Genomic DNA, 20,361 nt, shown 5'->3' with positions numbered 1-20,361 from the left:
ACGCGCGTCGCGGCTCAGTCCTTGCGCCCCAGCGGCTTCCGGCCCGGCGAATCCGGGAACAGGTGCCGCTGTTCACCGGTCACCATCGCGGTGACCCACCACGCCACCTCCACCAGCACGATGCCGACCGCGCCGCAGGCGAACGCCACCCCGGTCAGCTCGGCATTCGACGGGTCGAGTTTGAAGAAGTGGCGGGTGAACGGCACCGTGAACAGGATCAGATAACCCGCGACCGAACCGGCGATCAGCAGGATCTTCCACCAGTTCCACGGCCGCGCCACGATCGCCAGCACCCACACCGCGATCACCAGCAGCGTGATCAGCGCCGTCGTGCCGATCTGCACCTCGCGCGCCTCCGTCGGCAGGCTCTGGTCGGCGCTCCAGTAGGCGATCAGGTAGGCGATGAAGGTCATCACCCCGATCACCGTGCCGGAGGGTACCGCCAGCCGCAGCACCCGCGGCACGAAACCCGTTCGCGCCCTTTCGTTGTTGGGAGCCAGCGACAGGATGAAGGCCGGAATGCCGATGGTGAACCAGGCGGCGATCGTGACGTGCCGCGGCAGGAACGGATACGACAGCGGGGCGTAATCGAAGATCTGCGATCCGATGCCGGCCACCCCCACCAGGAAGGCCAGCAGGACCGAGTACACCGTCTTGGTGAGGAACAGATTCGAGACGCGCTCGATATTGCCGATCACCCGCCGGCCCTCCCCCACCACATACGGAAGGGTGGCGAAACGGTTGTCCAGCAAGACGATCTGCGCGACCGCGCGGGTGGCCGGACTGCCCGATCCCATCGCGACACCGATATCGGCATCCTTGAGCGCCAGGACGTCGTTGACGCCGTCGCCGGTCATCGCGACGGTGTGCCCGCGCGACTGCAACGCTCCCACCATCGCCCGCTTCTGGTCCGGGCGGACCCGGCCGAAGGTGGTTTCGCGGTCCAGCACATCGGCCAATTCGGCCTGGGCGGCAGGCAATCGGCGCGCGTCGACGGCGTGCTCACCACCGGGCAGGCCGAGCGAGGAGGCCACCGCGCCCACCGACACCGCGTTGTCGCCGGAGATCACCTTGATCGAGACGTCCTGGCCGGCAAAGTAATCCAGCGTTTCGCGCGCGTCCGGGCGAACCCTCTGTTCCAGCACCACCAGCGCCTGCGGCGTCACCGTGCCCGGCGCGTCCGGATCGTCGACGGGCCGATCCGAGGAAGCCAGCAGCAGCACCCGCAGCCCCTGCGCGCCGATGTCCTGGGCGGTGGCGGCGATGCCGGAATCCGGGTCGAGGAGCACATCCGGCGCTCCGAGCAGCCAGTTCCCGTGCTCGCCGTAGGAGATGCCGCTCCACTTCTTGGCCGAGCTGAACGGCGCGACCGCGGTGGACGACCAGTCCGGATCCTCGGTCATGGCCTCGGCGATGGCGAGCACGCTGGCGTTGGGGCGCGGATCGTCGTGGGCGAGCGCGGCCAGCACCGAACGCAACCGGTCTTGCGGCACATCGCCGACGACCCGCAGCTCCGACAACCGCATCCCGTTCTCGGTGAGGGTGCCGGTCTTGTCCGCGCAGACCACGTCGACCCGGGCCAGGCCCTCGATCGCGGGCAGCTCCTGGACCAGGCATTTGCGCTGGCCGAGCCGCACCACACCGACCGCGAACGCGATCGAGGTCATCAGCACCAAGCCCTCCGGCACCATCGGGACCAGCGCGGCGACCATACCGTTCAGCGCGTGCTGCCAGTTCTGATGGCTGGAGAACAGCTGGTTGTAGATCGTGACCAGGCCCGCCGGAATCAGCAGGTAGGTGATGACCTTCAGGATGGTGTCGATACCGCTGCGCAGCTCCGAATCGACCAGCGTGAACTTCGATGCCTCGTGCGCCAGCTGCGCGGCGTAGGCGTCCTTGCCGACCTTGGTGGCTCGGTAGGCGCCCGATCCGGCGACCACGTAGCTGCCGGACATGACCTTCGCGCCGACCGACTTGTCGATCGGATCGGCCTCACCGGTGAGCAGGGATTCGTCGACCTCGAGCAGTTCGCATTCGACGACCTCGCCGTCGACCACGATCTGGTCACCGGGCCCCAGCTCGATCAGATCGTCGAGCACCACATCCTTCGGGCCGACCTCGGTGGCGGCACCGTCGCGGCGCACCACCGGTTTGGCCTGGCCGACGATGGCGAGTTTGTCCAGGGTCCGCTTGGCGCGCAGCTCCTGCACGATGCCGACCACGCTGTTGGCCACGATCAGCAGGCCGAACATGCCGTCGATGATCGATCCGGTGGCCAGGACCAGCACGAACAGGACGCCGAGGATGGCGTTGATCCGGGTGAACACATTGGCCCGGACGATGTCGGCAACCGATCGGCTCGCCCGATCCGGCACATCGTTGGTCTGCCCGTCACGAACGCGCTGCGTGACCTCGGCCGCGGTCAGGCCCGGTGCGCGCGCTTGCTGCTCGGTGATCGACATGTCCGACAGCCTAGAGCGTTTCCGGCGAATCGGACGGCACGCGGTCCCGGCCCCACAGGCGGGCAATCATCCGGCATCCGGCCGTACGCGCGGTGCGATCCGGCGATCGACGATGCGGCGGGTGAGCGCGACCAGATCGTCGCCGCGCAGCCGCGGATATCCGTGCAGGAGCGCGACCCACTGCGGCGGAATCGCCGACAAACCCCAGCGGGCGCCCAGTAACCCGCCCGCGACGGCGGCGGTGGTATCGGTATCGCCGCCCGCGCGCACGGCCGCTTCCAGTGCGGCCGGCAGGGATTCGGTATGGGTGATCGCCCACCACGCCGTCTGCAGCGCGTGCACCACCCAGCCATTCTTCGGAAAGTCCGCGGGAGTGCCGGATTCGGCCTCGTCCAGTACCGCGGCCCAGAAATCGGCGTCAACGAAGGCCAGGCCGCCGCGCACGCCGTCGTAGTCGCCGTAGAGCACGGCATGCCGGATCGCCCACGACCACAGCACGCACGCCTCACCGGCCCGGACGTCGCTGTGGGTGAGTTCGCTCACCGCCCGGGCGGCGCGGGCGCAGTTGTCCGGGTCGTCGAGATAGCACAGGGCGAGCGGCGCGGTGCGCATCAGCGATCCGTTGCCGCCGGTGAGCCCGTCGAGTTCGAAGGAGCGCCGGCGCATATCGGCGGCGTCGGCGCTGCGCCACTGCAGCACCTGACTCGTCTGATATCCGACGTCCTTGGGCCGGCTGTCCCACCAGCGCACGAACTCCCGGGCGACGGCGTCCAGGCCCGCCGGGTGGTGCAGCGCACCGTGTTCGGCCGCCGCGAGCGCGATACCCACCGCCATCGCGGTGTCGTCGGTCCACTCCCCCGGTTCCCACCGCAGCGAGCCGCCGCCGCGCATTTCGATCACCGAATCCGGTGCCGGATGGGTGAATTCGTATCCGGCGCCCAGTGCGTCACCGGCGGCCGTCCCCAGTAGCACCCCCTGCGCCCGGTCCCGCTGCCCTGCGTCTCGATCCACCGGCACATCCTCTCCCCTCGCCCGCTGCCTCGATTATGCCGCGCGGCACCGACAGCGCAGGCCGGCCTCAGTGGTCGGGAATCGGGCCGTCGTCGGGTCCCGGCGCCACGACGTCGACGTGTTCGGGCAGCAGCGGCACCACCGCGAACGCGCCCGCGGAGGCATCCGGCGGCAGCGCCTGCACACTGCGAATCCCGCTGCGCGAGGCCAGACCTCGCAGCTCGGCGAGAGTGCCGCGGACCACGAAGTTCACCGCACAGGCGCAGCCGGAGTGCAGGCGCGCGGCCAGCACCGCCGCCAGGCGCCGGGAGCGGTCGTCGTCGGCCTGCACGTGATCCATCGCGCCGGCGGCCGCCGCCTGCGCGGACCGCAGCGCGGCGGTCCCGGCCGGGACCGGCACGGTGATCACCGGGGTGTACACGCGCTCGATCGGAACGTGGTAAAGCACCTGCGAAATACGCAGTCCCGCACCGATGTCGACGACGGCAGCGGTGTTCAGGCCGGTATCGGAGGTCACCAGCGCCCAGCGGGGCGCGGTGTCGGCGCCGGACAGCGATTCGTGCGCGCGCTCGAGATAGTCGGCGACGCGTTCACCGGAGTCCGGCCCGAGCCGGTCGGTGCCGAGGACAGACGCGCGCGGCGGCCGCGCCCAGCCCAGGACCACCACGGCGATCAGCAGCACCACCACGACCGCGAAACCGATTGCGGGGCGCCACTTCTCACTCACCGGCCGCACCCGTCACACCGCGCGCAGCACATCCAGGGCATGCTCCAGATCGTCGGGATAGTCGCTGGTGATCTCGATCCAGCGGCCGTCGGCGGGATGGGCGAAGCCGAGACTGCGCGCGTGCAACCACTGCCGCTGCAGACCCAGCCGCTCGGCCAGTCGCGGATCGGCGCCGTAGGTGAGATCACCGCAGCAGGGGTGGCGGATCGCGGAGAAGTGCACGCGGATCTGATGGGTGCGCCCGGTTTCCAGGTGGATGTCGAGCAGGCTCGCGGCCTGGAACGCCTCGACGGTGTCGTAGTGGGTGACGCTGGGCCGGCCGTCGGCGGTGACCGCGAATTTCCAGTCGTTGCCGCGGGCCCGCCCGATCGGGGCGTCGATGGTGCCGCTGGAGGGATCCGGATGTCCCTGCACGAGCGCGTGATAGCGCTTGTCGACCGTGCGCTGTTTGAAGGCCCGCTTGAGCACCGTGTAGGCGTGCTCGGACTGCGCCACCACCATCACCCCGGAGGTGCCGACGTCGAGCCGGTGCACGATGCCCTGGCGTTCGTGCGCGCCGGAGGTCGAGATGCGGTACCCCATCGCCGCCAGTCCGCCCACCACGGTGGGACCCGACCAGCCGACACCGGTGTGCGCCGCGACGCCGACGGGCTTGTCGACCGCGACGATGTCGTCGTCGGCGTAGAGGATCTTCATGCCCTCGACCGGAGTGGCCTCGACGGTGAGCTCCCGTTTCGGTTCCGGGAACTCCACTTCCAGCCAGGCCCCGGCCACGAGCCGATCGGACTTCCCCGCCGCGGCGCCGTCGATCTGCACCGAACCGTCCTCGGCCAGTGCGGCGACCGCCGTCCGTGACAGGCCGAGCAGCCGCGAAAGCCCGGCGTCGACCCGCATGCCGTCCAGACCGTCGGGGATCGGCATGGCTCGTGTCTCTCTCATTCGCCCGCCTTCCCGTCCTGATCGTCACCGGCGCGGGCGCCCTCGTCATCGTCGTGGCCGGCGCGGGTGCCGTCGGGTTCGAATCCGAACACCGTCAGCACCACCAGCAGAATCGCCCCGCACACGATCGAGGAATCGGCGACGTTGAACACCGGCCACCATTTGGTGACGGCGATGAAGTCGATCACATGTCCCTGCAGCGGGCCGGGCGAACGGAACAGCCGGTCCACCAGATTGCCCAGCGCACCACCGAGGACCAGGCCGAGACCGATCGCCCAGCTCAGCGAGCGCAGGGTGCGGCCGATGCGGATCACCCCGATCACCACGGCGACCGCGATCAGGGTCAGCAGCCACGTCATGCCGGTGGCCATGGAGAAGGCCGCGCCGGAATTGCGGATGAGGGTCAGCCGCACCACGTCGCCGATGACCGAAATCGGTTCGCCGGGGGTCATCTTCGCCACCACCAGGGCCTTCGTGCCGAGGTCCACGGCCAGCACGACGGCCGCGATCAACAGCAGCCACGGCAGGCGGCGCGGGAAGGCCGCCGGGGTGCCGGAGGTCCCGTTCGTCGCGGAATCGCCGGGAGCGCCGGCGCCCGAGCCGTCCCGCGCCGGAGCGGAATCCGCGCTGTCGCCGCGGGTGCCGGATCCGTCGTCGCGGTCGGCGCCCCGATCCGCCGCGGATTCGCGCGGGGGTTCGTCGGGGTCGTCGAGGTGCTGCTCACGCGGCCGGTCCGTATTCACAGCTAGACATCATTCCTTATCACGTCATCACCGGTTCGCGGTGCTGTCACCCAGCGCGTGGCCGGACGGGAGTCAAAGCTGTTTTTCAGGAACCGGTCGTACCCTGTTCGGCGTGACGGTGTTGTCTTCCCACTCCTGCGCCTCGGTGACCGGTCTGCGCCCCGCGGGCGCGTCCGGCCGGGGCCCGAATCCGCGCGCGGTGCGCTCGGGAGTGCTGTTGATGGTGCTGGCGGTGACCCTGTCCGCGCTCGGCGTCGGTTGCAGCGACGGGACCGAGGCCACCAGCGACGCCGAGGTCGAGCCTTCGGGTTTCGGCAAGGAGGTCACCCTGCCGATCTCCGCCGCGGTCGCCACCCTGGTCACCCCGGGCGAGGAACCGCACGCTCCGCTGCGCCCGGCCGTGCGCCCCGGCACCTCCCAGCAGGTGACCCTGCGCACCGACCACCACGTCGAACAACAGATCAACGATCAGGCGGTGCGGGACTTCTCGCCGCCGTCGGTGGCCATTCCGCTGACCGCGGACGCGAAGGCCGACGGGGTGGACCTCGTCCTCGGCACGGCCACGTCACCGGACCCGGCCCTGGATCAGCAACTGGTCGCGGCCGACGGATCCCACGCCGGCATCGAGTTCACCGACCTCGGCGCCGTCACCGCGCTGCGGATGGCACCGGCCCCGTCGACGCCCGACACCGCGCGCGCCGCCATCGAACAAGCCTTCTACCAGGCGGTGTACGAGGCGATCGCCTTCCCCGCCGACGCGGTCGGCGAGGGTGCGGTGTGGACGGTGCATCAGCGCGTCTCGGGAGTGGTTCCGCTGGACCAGATGACGACCGCGACGCTCACCAAGCGCGACGGCAATCTGCTGACCATCGCCCTCGACATCACCCAGACGCCGAAAACGGCCACCTGGCAGCTGCCCAACAATTCGGGCGACCTCGACATCATCGACTACCTGATGCACGGTGCGGGCACCATCACCGTGGATCTCGGCCTGCCGCTTCCCGTTTCGGGCGCGATCACCATCGGCGGCAATCAGTGCTACCGCGATCCGCACACCGATGTGCTGCTGCGCCAGGACGTCCGGACGCAGGTGCGATGGGGCGAGTGAATCGCGCCGCGGTCGTGCTCGCGGGCGTCGTCGTCGGGGTGAGCGCATGCGGGCACCACGACGATTCGCTGCCGTCGCTGCCCGCGACGGCGACCGTACCGCCGATCACCGCCCCGGCCGTCACCGATTCCGATGCGCTGCGGGCGCGATTGCTCACCCCGGCCGATCTTCCCCCGGGGTTCACGCAGCTCGAGGACGCCTCGGCCGGTAACGGGCAGACGCCGCCGGACCGCTCCCGCACCGATCCGGCCGAATGCGCGAAAGTGCTGGCACCCGTGGGTGATCTGTACAGCGGGCCGTCCGCCCGGGGCGCGGTGCACTACTCGTCGCCGAACTTCGCGAGCATCGATATCGATATCGCCAGCTACGCCGACGGCAATGCGGCGCAGGCGTTCGCGGCGGCGCAGAAGCTGCTGCGCGACTGCCGCAGCTATTCCGGCACCGACGCCGACGGCACCTCCGTCGACTACCGGCTGGGCGGGCTCGATCAGCCGAAGGCCGGTTCCGCGTCGAGCTCGTTCCAGATCCGCACCACCAGCGGCGGCATGTCGCTGTATTCCGCGGCCACGATCGCCGTCGTCGGCAGCAGCGTCGTGCAGATCGCGGAAACCTCACCGGCGCAGGTGGATCCGTCCTCGCTGCAGGACCTCACCACCAAGCAGGTCCGGCGACTGGAGGGCGTCGCCGGACCGTAGGGGCCTCACCCCCAGGCGGTGTTGATGTGGCCCGGATTCCACATGCCGCCGTGGGTCTCCCGAGTCACCGTGGGCACCGCGGCGGTCGCGGAGGTGTCGCGCGGTGTCAGCCGCTGCAACTCACCCCAGTCCCGGCGCCAGTCGTCCTTCAGATACGTGGCCAGGGTCTGCGAGCTCAGCAACTGCTGGCTCCAGCCCAGCGGGCCGCCGCCGTCGTGGCTCTCCCACAGCGTGGTGTCGTGCGCGGCGGTGCGATCGGGCAGGATGCGCCAGCTCGGAACCTGTGCGATCCCGTCGCGGTGATCGTAGGGCCGCTGGCACGGGAACTGCAGTCCCACTGCCCAGTCCAGCAGCACCGGGCTGCGCGAGCCCACCATGTCCTGCAGGGTCGTGGTGCGCGGGACGCGCGGCGGCGTCAGCGCCACCCACTGGTTGGGGTCGCGGCTGCTGTCCTGGGCGACGATGCGGATCACATCGGCCTGCGGCGGAATCTGGCCGAACGGCACACGCAGGTTGCGCCACGACGGCGTCGGCCCGATATCGACCGGGATCACCGAGCCCAGCGCATGCGCCTCGGTCGGTGAGTCGCTGGTGCCGTATTCGATCTCGACGCGCTGGCCCGGGGTGACCACGCCGTCCTTGTCGACCGAGCGAATGCGCCCGGCCGCGGTGATCGCCACGATGCCGGTGCGCTCGGCGGCCGGGGGCAACCGGTACCAGCCGGTGGTGAGTTCGGCCGGATCCTGCTCACCGGCGGTGCCCAGTTCCGGTGTGGTGGCCGAGTCCAGGCCGTACGGCAGTGGCGCACCGGCGGTTTGGGTGCCGGCCTCGCCCTGGTTCTTCCCGCTGTCGAAGGCGCTGGAGATACTGCTGCTGTTTGTCGGCTCCCCCTCCGGGGTCAGATCGCCGACCCCGTTGGGCACGAATCCGGTGGCGCCGGCGGTGAAGGTCGTCTGCGGATCGCCGGTCAATGGCGGCAGCATCGAGGCGTTGGGATCGGTTTCGACCAGCACATCGTTGGCCAGCCCGCACGGTTTGCCCAGTACCGCATCCACATTGGAGCGGGCCAGCGAGAACGCCGGATACTGGGCGACCGCCCCCTTGGCGAACGAGGCCATCTCGAACACCACCAGCAGCGCCGCGGCCACGGTCAGCGGCGGGATCTTCGCCCATCGCCACGCCGGTCGCGAAATCCGGTGCGGGGTACCGGGTTCCGGTGCGCGCACATGCCACCATCCGGCCAGTGCCAGCAGCACCACGGCCACGGCGAGGAAGACCTTGCTCAGCCCGAAGCCGTGGACCGACGGCGGTTTGTCCCACCACGGAATGCCGTAACTGGACACGTACCACCATTCGTTGACGCTGGTGAAGATCTGCGCCATCACCAAGGCCACCACGGCGCCGAACAGCGCCCGGTTGCGCGGCGACCGCATCACCCGCGGGCCGACCGCGACCGCGGTCAGCACCGCTACCGCACCGGCCAGTCCGGCGTACACGCCGTTGTGGTGGGTGAATTTGGTGGGTGTGGTCGCCATCAGCAGCATCGACGCGAAGGTGATGCCGAGCAGCCGGCGCGCCGGCCCGCCCGCCGTGAACGGGATCCGCCCGCCCTTGCGCAGCAGGACGAAGACACAGACGAGCAGGCCCAGCCACATCGCCACCATGCCGAAGCGTCGCCCGATCGAACCGTCGGCGGTCGGCATGAACAGCCACTGATAGTTCAGGTAGTCGTTGTACCAGGGGTCGGACGGGCCGACCGCGGTGTGCACGCGGCGCATCTCGAACATCGCCGAGAGCGGCTGCACCGCGAACGCGAAGGCCAGCACCAGGGCACCGGCAGTCGCCAGCGGCGCGAGCAGGGCACCGTAGCCGTACCCCACGGCCCAGCGGGAGCGGGGTTCACCGGTCCGCGGATCGGCGGCCAGCTCGCGCGCCCGGGCACTGCCGAAGCGGAACACCGAGCGCATCCCGGCAAGCAGCGGCGCCACGCAGATCACGCCCGAGGGTGCCGCGGTGAAACTGAACGCCGCCACCAAAATCGCGATCGCATACGGCAGCAGGCGCCGGGTCGCGATGGCACGTTCGACGAAACACCAGGTGAGCAGGACACAGACCGCGATCACCGGTTCCGGCCGCAGACCGTTGTTGTAGGGCAGCCAGACCGCCAGGAAGATCAGCGCGCCGGTCCACACCGCCACCCGGTCGTGGCGCACCGCCACCCCGAGGCGGGGAATCACCTCCCGGCTCAGCGCCAGCCAGGTGACCACACCGGCCAGCAGCGTCGGAATCCGCATCCACGGACTCGCGGTGCTGATCTCGGTCATATGCGCGATGATGTCGTACGGCGGTGTGCCGACCGGGTTCTCGGGCACACCGAAGAACCGGAAGTAGTTGGCCATATAACCCGACACCAGCGACGCGCGCGCCATGCCGAACTGATAGCCGTCGTCGGAGGTGGTCGAGCCGATGAAATGCCAGATCACCAGTCCGCCCAGGACCACGGCGTCGACGGCGCCGAAGCTCCACCAGCGCTGCGGCAACCAGCGCCGGATGCGACGGCCGTCGAGCCGGTCCAGGCGGAACAACGCGGCCAGCGCGATGAGGGTGAACACCACCGCCAACACGGTCGCGATCCGCTTGATCACGGTGGGCACCACGGAGAATCGGCTGTCGACCTGAGCGGTGACGCTGGTTCCGGCGGCCCGGGTCAGGTCGCTGTACACGCCCACCAGCTGCGGTCGCCAATCACCCTGCAGCGTCACCGGTTTCGCGTCGGTGCCGGTGAAAGTTGCTGTGGTGTGCGAGATTTCGGAATGCACCGTGAACGCGCAGTCGCCACCGAGCCGGTCCACCGGCACACTGGCCAGAGACTGATTGCGCAGCACCGCTTCGAACTGACCGGGCTTACCGTCGGTGCCGGGCCGCACCCGCGCGACGAAACCGTAGCGCTCCAGGTCCGGGGCGCCGGCCGGGATGGTCGCGGTCAGCGTGGAGCCCTGCGCGGGCAGCTGCGCGATCGCCGCGCACGGGACGGTGGCGTCGAAGGTCAGCGGGGCGTAGGAGACCAGCGGCGCGTCGATGCCGCGGGTCGAGCCCTGCTGCGGCCACGACAGCGTCGTGTGGTCGACCTGGACCGGCAGCAGCGGTACGGCGATGGCGCACAGGGCGCCCAGGAGTCCTGCGATCAGCGCGATCGGCTGGGCCCAGCGAGCGAGTCGTGACCGGTCGACCCGGTGTCCCTGTCCTGCCGCAGGCGTGTCGTCCGCCCTCACCATCGTGTCGGTCACGGAGGCAGATGCTAGCGCGGGGTGTCCGGGACGAGCGAAGTCGTCCGACCTTTCTCAGTCTTTGTTTAGTTTCGTTGTGACTCCGGCACGGCATAGCCCCTCGTCATCGCCCTGCCGACGACTCGGGCCGGTACGACGAGAACTACTCGCACGCGGGCGACTGCTGGCCCAGGTTCTTCAGTCCGGCGCAGGCCCAGCTCTTCTGCAGCTTCCAGCTGTTGTCCTGGGCGACGAACGGCACGTCGGCCTTGGTCGGCGCACCGCCGTTGACGGAGAAGTCCACCTTCGCGGTCAGCGTGTCGCCGCCGAGATACGCCACATCGGTGACGTTGATCTTGGCGTTGTTCTGCTGGTAGGCGTCGGTCAGCTTCTGCATCATCTCGGGGTCCTTGGCCAGGGCGTCCTGACCGTCCTCGAGCCACTGCGCCTTCTGCGCGGCCGGCACGCCCGGGTCCAGCGCCTGCGCCAACTCCGAGTTCAGATCGGCGACCGTGGGCACCGGCGGCACGTTGGCAGCCGAGGTGGCGGCGGCCTTGGTCGTGGTGGACTTGTGGCTCGAGTGCTTGTCACCGCTGCCGCAGGCCGACATGCCGAGCGCAGCCACGACTGCCAGGGTGGCGACCGCGATGCGTCCAGTCATCTGAAGCTTCAATGCTCGTCCTTTGCGTTCGAGTTGGTCTGGTTCCGTTCACGTGACAGCTCCCACCCGACCGGCGGCAGTGCACGAGTGGCCTCACGCTACCCGCCAAATTTCAACGAAGACTAAGGAGCGGATCGGCCGGGGTGAGATCGTCATCGTCGGCAGCGAACGTATACGCCGGTCCCGGCCCTGTCGAGCGGGTCTCGAATCGGACGGTGACCCGGCCGTGCCCGCTGCCCTGTACCCAGCCGTGGCCATACCGGGGATGGCCGACATCGCGTCCGGGATACCAGAACTCGGTGGTGTAGGAACGCGTCGGCGGCGGCACCACGGGCTCGGCCGCCGGCGCCGACGCGGCGATCGGCTCTTCGAAGATCGCGGCGCCCACCGCACCGGTGTCGCGGTCGAGTTCGGGGAACAGTGATTCCTGCCGCACCGCGGACAAACCGCCGAATCCCACGCCCACCAACCGGATCGAGCCCAGTTCGACGGGATCGATGGCCGAGCGCTGAGCCGCGGCGGTGAGCGTGGCCGGATCGGTGGTGGCATAGGGCAACGTGAGAGAACGCGTCACGATGCTCATATCGCCCTTCTTCAATTTCAGGACCACCGTGCGGGCCGCGCGACCGTCGCGCAGCAGCCGCCGGTGTGCGGCCTGGGCCATCGCCTCGATCGCCGGGCGCAGCTGCGCCAGCGTGACGATGTCGGTCTCGTAGGTGGTTTCGGCGCTGATCTGTTTGGCCTCGGCCCGCTCGGCGACGGGTCGTTCGTCGATCCCGCGGGCGAGCCGATGCAGCGCCGCGCCGACACTGCCGCCGAGCAGCGAGACCGCCTCCGGCTCGGGCAGCGCCGCGAACGCACCGACGGTTTCGATGCCCACCGACCGCAGCCGATGTTCGGCCACCGGCCCGATACCCCACAGTTTGCGCACCGGCAGCCCGGCCAGCAGCGCCTGCTGTTCGGCCGGTGAAATCACCCGCACCCCATCGGGTTTCGCGAGTCCCGAGGCGATCTTGGCCAGTTGTTTGCCGGTACCGGCGCCGACCGAGGCCACCAGCCCGGTTCGCTCCCGCACCGATTGCCGCAGCTGCTCGCAGAATGCGCGCACCCGCCGGACATCGGCGCCGGCGAGTTCGGCGGGTTCACCGAACGCCTCGTCGAACGACAGCGTCTCGAGCACCGGAATCCACGACCGCAGGGTTTCGAAGACCTGCCCGCTGACTTCGCCGTAGACCACCCCGCGCGGCGGGATCACCACGGCGGTGACGCCGACCAGCCGGCGCGCCTGATGCATGGGCATCGCCGACCGGGCGCCGAAGACCCGCGCCTCGTAGCTGGCGCCCGCGACCACGCCGCGGCCGCCCATCCCGCCCACGAGTACGGGCCGGCCGCGCAGCGTCGGGCGGGTCAGCTGTTCGACCGAGGCGAAGAAGGCGTCCATATCGATGTGCAGCACCCAGCGGCGCGCCGCGACCGTGTCGGCGCCGAAATTGCTGTCGGATTCCTGTGCGTGCAGATGCACGGCCGGCCCACCCCTGGCACCCGTACCGACCCCGGCGGATGCGCGCTGACCAGGCACGAGACCGCTGGTAGCCGCATCGGGGACAGAGTGCATACCCGGAAATCTACGCGTGGGGACCGACATATCCGGCGGCGGAAGTGTGTGATGATCGGTTCATGACCATCCGCAAGGCAGTGATCCCAGCCGCCGGCATCGGCTCCCGCCTGCTGCCGCTGACCAAGGCCATCCCCAAGGAGATGCTGCCGGTCGGCGACAAACCGGTGATCGAGCACACTGTGCGGGAGCTGGTAGCCTCCGGCATCACCGATATCACGATCGTGGTGAGCGGCGGGAAGTCCCTGATCCAGGACCATTTCCGTCCCAATCCGGCATTGGTGGCGCAGCTGCGCGCCGACGGCAAGTCCGCCTATGCCGACGCCGTGGAAGAGGTCGGCGAACTCGGCCGGCTCGGCCACATCACCTATCTGGACCAGCACGGTCCCTACGGCAACGGCACCCCGGTGCTCAACGCCGCCCGCACGCTGGGCGACGAGCCGATGCTGGTGCTGTGGCCCGACGACGTCTTCGTCGCCGAGGTGCCGCGGGCGCAGCAGCTCATCGACGCCTACAACAAGACCGGTTCGCCGGTGCTGGCGCTGATGCCGATGGATCCGGCCGACTCCCAGCGCTACGGCGTGCCGGTGGTCGAGGATTCCTTCGAGCCCGGCCTGATGCGCATCAGCGGGCTGCGGGAGAAGCCGAAGCCGGAGGACGCGCCCTCGGCCTACGCCGCGATCGGCGGATACGTCGTGACCCCCGGCATCGTCGACGAACTGCGCAAGCAGGTCGACAAGTGGTACACCCACCGCACCGGCGAGGTGTACCTGACCGACGCGATCAACGTGTTCGCCGCCTCGAACCCGGTCTACGGACAGGTGATTCGCGGCCGCTGGTACGACACGGGCAATCCGGCGGACTATCTGGTCGCCCAGTTCGCCTCCGCGCTCAGCCATCCCCAGTACGGGCCGCTGCTGCGCGAGCTGTGCAAAGAGTGACCAGCACGGTGTAACGACCCGCCCCTGGCGGGGACGGGCGTGGGGGAAGTGCGGCGTTCAGCCGCCGTCGGCGGCGTTGTAGCGCTCCAGATAGGCGGCGAGCTGGGCGACGTCGCGATCGTCCCAGTCGCGGAAGCGCTCGGTCACCGCGGCACTGCGCGCGCGTTCGGAGTCGGCCGCGACGCGCCTGCCGTCGGGCGTGGCGTGCAGGACGTGATTGCGGCGGTTGGCCGGGTCGACCTCCTTGACCAGGTAGCCCTGCTTCTCCAGCGCCGCCACCTGCCTGCTCATCGTGGATTTGTCGAGCACGAAGTAGTCGGCCAGTTCGGCGGCCAGGCAGCCGTCGCGCGCGATCACCAGATCGAGAATGCTGTAGGCCACCAGCGGCAGCTCCGGATGCAGTTCCGCGGCGCGACCACGGGCGCGACGGGCGAACGCGGTGAGCTCACGCTGAATTGTCTGAATCGCCACAGTGCGCGACGGGTATGGCTGCGACCCCTTCATGGTTGTATAGTACAACAAACAATAGTTGTATTTACCAACCTTTGGAGTGGCGAACATGTCTCCGCACCAGCTACGGCACATGGCCGGACATCTGCTGACCCCGTTGCTCATGTGCCTGGGCATGGGCCTGGCCTATCTGGGCGCCTTCCACCAGCCCGAGCCCAACCACGTGCAGGTCGCGATCGTCGGCGACAGCCCCGAGGTCAAGGTGATGGCCCAGACGCTGAAGGACCGGGCGGGTGACGCGCTCGAGGTCGTCACGCTCGCCGACCGCGCCGATGCCGTCGACCGGCTGCGGCATCGGGATCTGGCCGGCGCCTTCGTCCCGGATGCGCAATCCCCCGAACTGCTTGTCGCCAAGGCGAATTCGGACACCACCGCCATGGCCGTCGAGACCGTGTTCGGCGCCGTCACCGCCCAGCAGAATCTGCCGCTGCACACGATCGACGTCGCGCCCACCGCCTCGGGCGACCCGACCGGACAAGGCCTGTTCTTCGTGCTCGTCGCGCTCAGTATCGGCGCCTACGGCAGCGTCGCCGCGATCAGCGTCGCCGGAGCGGGCACGCGCATGGCCGTGCGGGCGCTCACCGCGGTGGCCACCTCGTTGGTCGTGAGTGTGATCGGCATCGTGCTCGCCGGACCGGTCTTCCACGTCGTCGACCACGACTACGCCTCGATCTGGGCGATGGGCTGGTTGTACGCCGCGGGGATCCTCTTCATCGGCATCGGCCTGCACCCGTTCCTGAAGCGCTGGACCACGCTCGCGGTGATGGTGCTGTTCGTGATGCTGAACTTCACCACCTCCGGCGGCATCTACCGACCCGAACTGCAGAACGGCTTCTTCGGCGCCCTGCATTCGTTCTGGAACGGCGCGGGCTTCGTCGAGGGCGCCCGCAGCCTGCTCTACTTCGACGGCAACGGCGGCCTCGGCGGCCGGATCGCGAGCCTGGCGCTGTGGTTCGCGGCCGGTGTGGTGCTGGTGCTGGTCGGCGGCGTCTACGAACGCCGCCGCGACGCGCAGTCCACGGCACATGTTCCGGCGCACGCGGCCACACCCGGCGCCGCGCACTCCGCCGTCCCGGTCACCAGCGGAATGCCTGTCGAAGCACACCGCCCCGGTACATCGATGCCCGAGAACGCCGCAGCCCGCGGAGACATCGACGAGGACTCCGACGCCGAGGAGGAGATCGAACAGGCGGTGGGCATCTGAGCTCCCGCCCCTCCGAGCGGATCGGCAGATCGCGATTCGGGACGCACGCACACCGCCGAGTAGTCGGCGAGTGTCCGGACTACGGCGCGAGATCCCGCAGCCCGGACACTCGGCTCAGAAGAAGCGCCGGATCGCGTAGATGTCGAATTCGCTCAGCGGCGTCAGTCCGATCGGCACGCCGGGCCCGTAGGCGTTGAGCAGCATGCCGCCGCCGGCGTAGATGCCCTCGTGCGAGCCGTCGGTATTCACGATGACCACATCGCCGGGCATCATCGCGCCGACCGGCACGGCGCTGCCGGCGGTGGCCTGCTCCCAGGTGGTGCGCGGCAGCATGATGCCGACCTGCCGGAACGCCCACTGCACCAGCCCGGAGCAGTCGTAGGCGTTGGGCCCGGTCCCGCCCCATTCGTAGGGCTTGCCCGCCTGCGAACCGGCGATGCTCAGGGCGATCGACGCCCGCGGGCTGGGCAGCGGTAGCGCCGCCGAACCGCTGGCGCTACCGGAGCCTGATCCGCTCCCCGACCCGGAACTGCTCCCGGAATCGCCGGAGAGGGAGGAACTGCCGGTGTCGGCGGGTGCGGCGGTGGCCGGACCCGCCCAGATCGATACGGAGACGGCCGCGGCGATCGCGGCCAGGAGATAGCGGGTGGATCTGCGGCGCGAGGATCCGCGCACGGATGACGGTGCCATGTGCTCGCCCTTCATTACATGTAGCCACCACGGCACGCCGACCGGCGATTACACAGCACACAGCATGGACTTGGGATGGCCGCTTCCCCACGGGCATCTCAGCCGGTCAACTACCTGGTAGTGCAGTTTTCAGCGGGGGTCGATCCGGGAAAAACACCTAAGCTCAACTAAAGAGTGACGGTTGCTGTGACATAGCTGTTTTAGCGCAAGTCACATGCACACCACAAGTGCCAATCCGCAACCGTGATCCGCTCCGGCCTCACAGGACACACTCCAGGTCATACCGGGAATCGGCGAATCGCCCACCCCGCTCGCACCTGTCGCCGCCCGCCACGGCCATGTGTAACCCTCGTCTAGCTGGGTATACGTGGGACCGACCCCGACCTGACAGCGGACGCGACCTGCCCACGCAACCCATCGATCTCGCACCCGCCCTTTCCCCTAGGCGGGCAGAAATTCGCAGCGCGGTAACGAACGAGCCCGGTCCGCCAGAAGCGGACCGGGCTCGTTTCGCGACTCGCGCGCGTACTCAGGCCTTGGCGATCGCCGCGCGTACACCACCGACCACGTCGGCAGCCCCGGCGCCCGCCGCGCCGAAATCGAGTGCGGTGGCGAGGATCTCTCCGGCGATGAGGTCACGGTGGGTCCGCGCCCACTCCGCACGCTCCTGCGGCACCTCCAGGACCACGGTGATGCGGTCGGAGACGTCGAGGCCCAGCGACTTGCGGGTCTCCTGCAGGTCGCGGATCAGGTCACGGGCCCAGCCCTCGGCCTCAAGTTCCTCGGTGACCTCCGAATTCAGCACCACCAGGCCGGCGTTGCCGGGCAGGGCGGCGGTGGATTCGGGTTCGGCCGCCACCAGGCGCTGGGTGTACTCCTCGGGCAGCAGCGCGATGCCGTCGTCGCGGCCGGGGACCAGCGCCTTGACCACACCGTCGTCCTCGCGCCACTGTCCGGACTTCACCGCCTTGATCACGTGCTGGACGTCCTTGCCCAGCCGCGGACCGGCGGCGCGGGCGTTGACGACCAGTTCGAACCGGCCGTGGGCGGCCACATCGGTGGTCAGGTCCACCTTCTTGACGTTGACCTCGTCGGCCACGAGATCGGCGAACGGACGCAGCCGCTCGGCATCGGGCGCGGCGATGGTGACCTCGGACAGCGGCAGCCGCACCCGCAGGTTCTGCGCCTTGCGCAGGCTCAGCACCGTCGAGCACACCGACCGCACCTCGTCCATCGCCGACACCAGTTCCGGATCGCGTGGCAGTTCGGTCTCGCCCGGCCAGTCGGTCAGATGTACCGACCGCTCCCCCGTCAGCCCACGCCAGATCACCTCGGTGATCAGCGGCAGCAGCGGGGCGGCCAGCCGGCAGGTGACCTCCAGCACGGTGTGCAGGGTGTCGATGGCGTCGCGGTCCTCCTCCCAGAACCGCGAACGAGACCGGCGCACATACCAATTGGTGAGCGCGTCGGCGAACGAACGCAGTTCGTCGCAGGCGGTGGCGATGTCGTAGACCTCGAGCGCCTCGGTCATCACATCGCGGGCCGCGGCCAGTTTGGCCAGGATGTAGCGATCCAGCACATGCGCCGAATCCGTCCGCCACACACCGGGTTTCGAGGCGTAGAGCTGCAGGAACGTCCACGCGTTCCACAGCGGCCGCAGCGCATGGCTCACGCCTTCGCGGATGCCGCGCTCGGTGACGATCAGGTTGCCGCCACGCAGCACCGGCGACGCCATGAGGAACCACCGCATGGCATCGGAGCCGTCGCGGTCGAACACCTCGTTGACGTCGGGGTAGTTGCCCTTGGACTTGGACATCTTCAATCCGTCGTCGCCGAGCACGATGCCGTGCGCCACAACGGATTTGAACGCCGGCCGGTCGAACAGCGCGGTCGAGAGCACGTGCAGGTTGTAGAACCACCCGCGCGTCTGCCCGTTGTACTCGACGATGAAGTCACCCGGGCTGTGCGCCGGGCGATCGGGCGTGCCCTCGAACCATTCCTTGTTCTCGAACGGGTAGTGCACCTGCGCGTAGGGCATCGACCCCGACTCGAACCAGCAGTCGAGCACCTCGGGTGTGCGCCGCATCATCGACTTCCCCGTGGGGTCGTCGGGGTTCGGGCGCACCAGCTCGTCGATGCCCGGCCGGTGCAGATCCGCCGGGCGCACGCCGAAGTCGCGTTCCAGCTCGTCCAGTGAGCCGTACACGTCGACCCGCGGGTAGGCCGGATCGTCGGAGATCCACACCGGGATCGGCGCACCCCAGTACCGGTTGCGGCTGATGTTCCAGTCGCGCGCGTTCTCGAGCCACTTGCCGAACTGGCCGTCGCGGATGTGCTCGGGCACCCAGGTGATCTGCTGGTTCAGCTCCACCATGCGGTCGCGGAACTTCGTGACCGCCACGAACCACGAGGGCACCGCCATGTAGATCAGCGGCTGACCCGATCGCCAGCTGTGCGGGTAGGAGTGTTCGATCGTCTCGTGCCGCAACAGCTTTCCGGCGGCCTTGAGGTCCTTGATGATGACCGGATTCGCGTCGAACACCATCAGGCCCTCGTACGGCGGCACCATCGAGGTGAACTTGCCGCCGGCGTCGAGCGGCTGCACGACCTCGATCCCGTTGGCGGAGGCGACGTCCATGTCCTCCTCACCGAACGCGGGCGCCAGATGCACCACGCCGGTTCCGGAGTCGGTGGTCACGTAGTCGGCGTTCAGCACGCGGTGGGCGTGGGGGTGGCCGAGGAAGAAGTCGAACGGCGGCCGATAGCGCAGGCCTGCCAGCGCCGCGCCCGAGTGCTCCGAGAGCACCTCGAGTCCGTCGTCGGCGGTGCCGAGTTCCCGGGCGTAGTGCGAGACCCGCTCGGTGGCCAGCACGTAGCGCTTACCGTCCTTGCCGCGCACGTGGGCATAGGTGATGTCCGGGTGGACCGCGATCGCCAGGTTCGACGGCAGCGTCCACGGCGTAGTGGTCCAGATCAGCGCGTTGGCGCCGTCGAGCTCGTGCAGCGGATGATCGGGCGCGACCTCGAGCAGCATGTCGACGGTGACCGCCGGATCCTGGCGCATCCGGTAGGCGTCGTCGAGGCGCGCCTCCTGGTTCGACAGCGGCGTCTGCTCGTACCAGCTGTAGGGCAGCACCCGGAAGCCTTGGTAGACAAGACCTTTGTCGTACAGCGACTTGAACGCCCACATCACCGACTCCATGAAGTCGAGATCGAGGGTCTTGTAGTCGTTGTCGAAGTCGACCCACCGCGCTTGGCGTGTCACATAGTCACGCCACTCATTGGTGTAACGAAGCACAGAGGATTTGCACGCGGCATTGAATTCCGCGAGGCCCATCGCATCGATCTGTGATTTGTCCGTGATACCGAGTTGCTTCTCCGCTTCGATTTCCGCGGGCAATCCGTGCGTGTCCCAACCGAAGCGCCGCTCCACGCGCTTACCGCGCATCGTCTGGAACCGCGGAACCAAATCCTTCACATATCCGGTGAGCAGATGTCCGTAATGTGGCAAACCGTTGGCGAACGGCGGCCCGTCGTAGAAGACGAACTCGTCGCACCCCTCGGCGGACGCCGGCGCAGACACTGCGCGGTTGTCGATGCTGGCACGGAAGGTGTCGTCGGCGGCCCAGTAGTCCAGCACCCGGCGCTCGAGCTCCGGGAACGACACGCTCGCGCCCTGCCGCGAGCCGGCATCCGCGGCGGTGAAGTCGACGCGGGGATAGGCGTTGCGGGTGGATGTCTCGTCCGCCATGGCGGCTGTGGTCTCCCTCGTGCCAGTGCGCTCGTTCG

At 69.0% G+C, this 20,361-nt stretch carries 15 protein-coding genes; 4 read left to right on the top strand and 11 right to left on the bottom strand.

What is annotated here, in order from left to right; all coding sequences use genetic code 11:
* Nucleotides 1–14: 14 nt before the first annotated feature.
* The 5 genes from A5789_RS09730 to lspA form a co-directional block, all read right to left on the bottom strand.
* Complete coding sequence (locus A5789_RS09730; RefSeq protein ID WP_064902273.1) at nt 15–2,462, bottom strand: HAD-IC family P-type ATPase; 2,448 nt, start codon at nt 2,460–2,462, stop codon at nt 15–17.
* A gap of 66 nt (nt 2,463–2,528) precedes the next feature.
* Nucleotides 2,529–3,473, bottom strand: a complete 945-nt coding sequence (locus tag A5789_RS09725; protein ID WP_064923072.1) for an ADP-ribosylglycohydrolase family protein — start codon at nt 3,471–3,473, stop codon at nt 2,529–2,531.
* A 67-nt stretch (nt 3,474–3,540) separates the two neighbouring features.
* Nucleotides 3,541–4,200 carry a hypothetical protein gene (locus A5789_RS09720; RefSeq protein ID WP_064902279.1) on the bottom strand — a complete coding sequence of 220 codons (660 nt, stop codon included), beginning with the start codon at nt 4,198–4,200 and terminating at the stop codon, nt 3,541–3,543.
* Nucleotides 4,201–4,212: 12 nt separating this feature from the next.
* Nucleotides 4,213–5,139: an RluA family pseudouridine synthase gene (locus A5789_RS09715; RefSeq protein WP_030514692.1), complete on the bottom strand. Its 927-nt coding sequence runs from the start codon at nt 5,137–5,139 to the stop codon at nt 4,213–4,215.
* Nucleotides 5,136–5,882, bottom strand: a complete 747-nt coding sequence (lspA, locus tag A5789_RS09710) for a signal peptidase II (RefSeq protein WP_064902274.1) — start codon at nt 5,880–5,882, stop codon at nt 5,136–5,138. Before lspA ends, A5789_RS09715 begins: the two co-directional genes overlap by 4 nt.
* Nucleotides 5,883–5,994: 112 nt before the next feature.
* On the opposite strand from lspA, the gene A5789_RS09705 reads away from it, so the two are divergent.
* Together A5789_RS09705 and A5789_RS09700 are read left to right on the top strand one after the other, a co-directional pair.
* Entirely contained in the window at nt 5,995–6,990 is a 996-nt protein-coding gene (locus tag A5789_RS09705) for a hypothetical protein (protein ID WP_227462937.1), read from the top strand.
* Nucleotides 6,978–7,685, top strand: coding sequence for a sensor domain-containing protein (locus tag A5789_RS09700; protein ID WP_064902275.1), 708 nt, complete (start codon nt 6,978–6,980; stop codon nt 7,683–7,685). The genes A5789_RS09705 and A5789_RS09700 overlap by 13 nt, the downstream gene beginning before the upstream one ends.
* Nucleotides 7,686–7,690: 5 nt before the next feature.
* On the opposite strand, the gene A5789_RS09695 is transcribed toward A5789_RS09700, so the two are convergent.
* The 3 genes from A5789_RS09695 to A5789_RS09685 form a co-directional block, all read right to left on the bottom strand.
* Nucleotides 7,691–10,960, bottom strand: a complete 3,270-nt coding sequence (locus tag A5789_RS09695) for an arabinosyltransferase domain-containing protein (protein ID WP_104366190.1) — start codon at nt 10,958–10,960, stop codon at nt 7,691–7,693.
* Between the two features lie 154 nt (nt 10,961–11,114).
* Nucleotides 11,115–11,612, bottom strand: a complete 498-nt coding sequence (locus A5789_RS09690) for a hypothetical protein (RefSeq protein WP_104363133.1) — start codon at nt 11,610–11,612, stop codon at nt 11,115–11,117.
* A 112-nt stretch (nt 11,613–11,724) separates the two neighbouring features.
* Nucleotides 11,725–13,053 (bottom strand): DNA polymerase IV, encoded by a 1,329-nt coding sequence (locus tag A5789_RS09685; protein ID WP_228794411.1) that lies wholly within the window; start codon nt 13,051–13,053, stop codon nt 11,725–11,727.
* A gap of 236 nt (nt 13,054–13,289) precedes the next feature.
* On the opposite strand from A5789_RS09685, the gene A5789_RS09680 reads away from it, so the two are divergent.
* Nucleotides 13,290–14,168 (top strand): UTP--glucose-1-phosphate uridylyltransferase, encoded by an 879-nt coding sequence (locus A5789_RS09680; RefSeq protein ID WP_063017888.1) that lies wholly within the window; start codon nt 13,290–13,292, stop codon nt 14,166–14,168.
* 57 nt (nt 14,169–14,225) lie between these two features.
* Here the strand turns inward: A5789_RS09680 and A5789_RS09675 are convergent, their stop codons facing one another.
* Nucleotides 14,226–14,639, bottom strand: a complete 414-nt coding sequence (locus tag A5789_RS09675) for a MarR family winged helix-turn-helix transcriptional regulator (protein ID WP_227462856.1) — start codon at nt 14,637–14,639, stop codon at nt 14,226–14,228.
* An 88-nt stretch (nt 14,640–14,727) separates the two neighbouring features.
* Between A5789_RS09675 and A5789_RS09670 the strand changes: the two genes are divergently transcribed.
* On the top strand, nt 14,728–15,882 hold the full coding sequence (locus tag A5789_RS09670) for an ABC transporter permease (RefSeq protein ID WP_064901572.1): 1,155 nt from the start codon (nt 14,728–14,730) through the stop codon (nt 15,880–15,882).
* Between the two features lie 114 nt (nt 15,883–15,996).
* Here the strand turns inward: A5789_RS09670 and A5789_RS09665 are convergent, their stop codons facing one another.
* Both A5789_RS09665 and ileS read right to left on the bottom strand, forming a co-directional pair.
* Nucleotides 15,997–16,572, bottom strand: a complete 576-nt coding sequence (locus A5789_RS09665) for a C40 family peptidase (protein ID WP_063017899.1) — start codon at nt 16,570–16,572, stop codon at nt 15,997–15,999.
* 529 nt (nt 16,573–17,101) lie between these two features.
* Nucleotides 17,102–20,323, bottom strand: a complete 3,222-nt coding sequence (gene ileS, locus A5789_RS09660) for an isoleucine--tRNA ligase (RefSeq protein ID WP_063017886.1) — start codon at nt 20,321–20,323, stop codon at nt 17,102–17,104.
* Nucleotides 20,324–20,361 lie beyond the last annotated feature (38 nt).

It is taken from the genome of Nocardia sp. 852002-51101_SCH5132738, assembly GCF_001665695.1.
Classification (GTDB): Bacteria; Actinomycetota; Actinomycetes; order Mycobacteriales; family Mycobacteriaceae; genus Nocardia; species Nocardia nova.
This window is presented reverse-complemented; position numbering and strand designations above follow the sequence as displayed.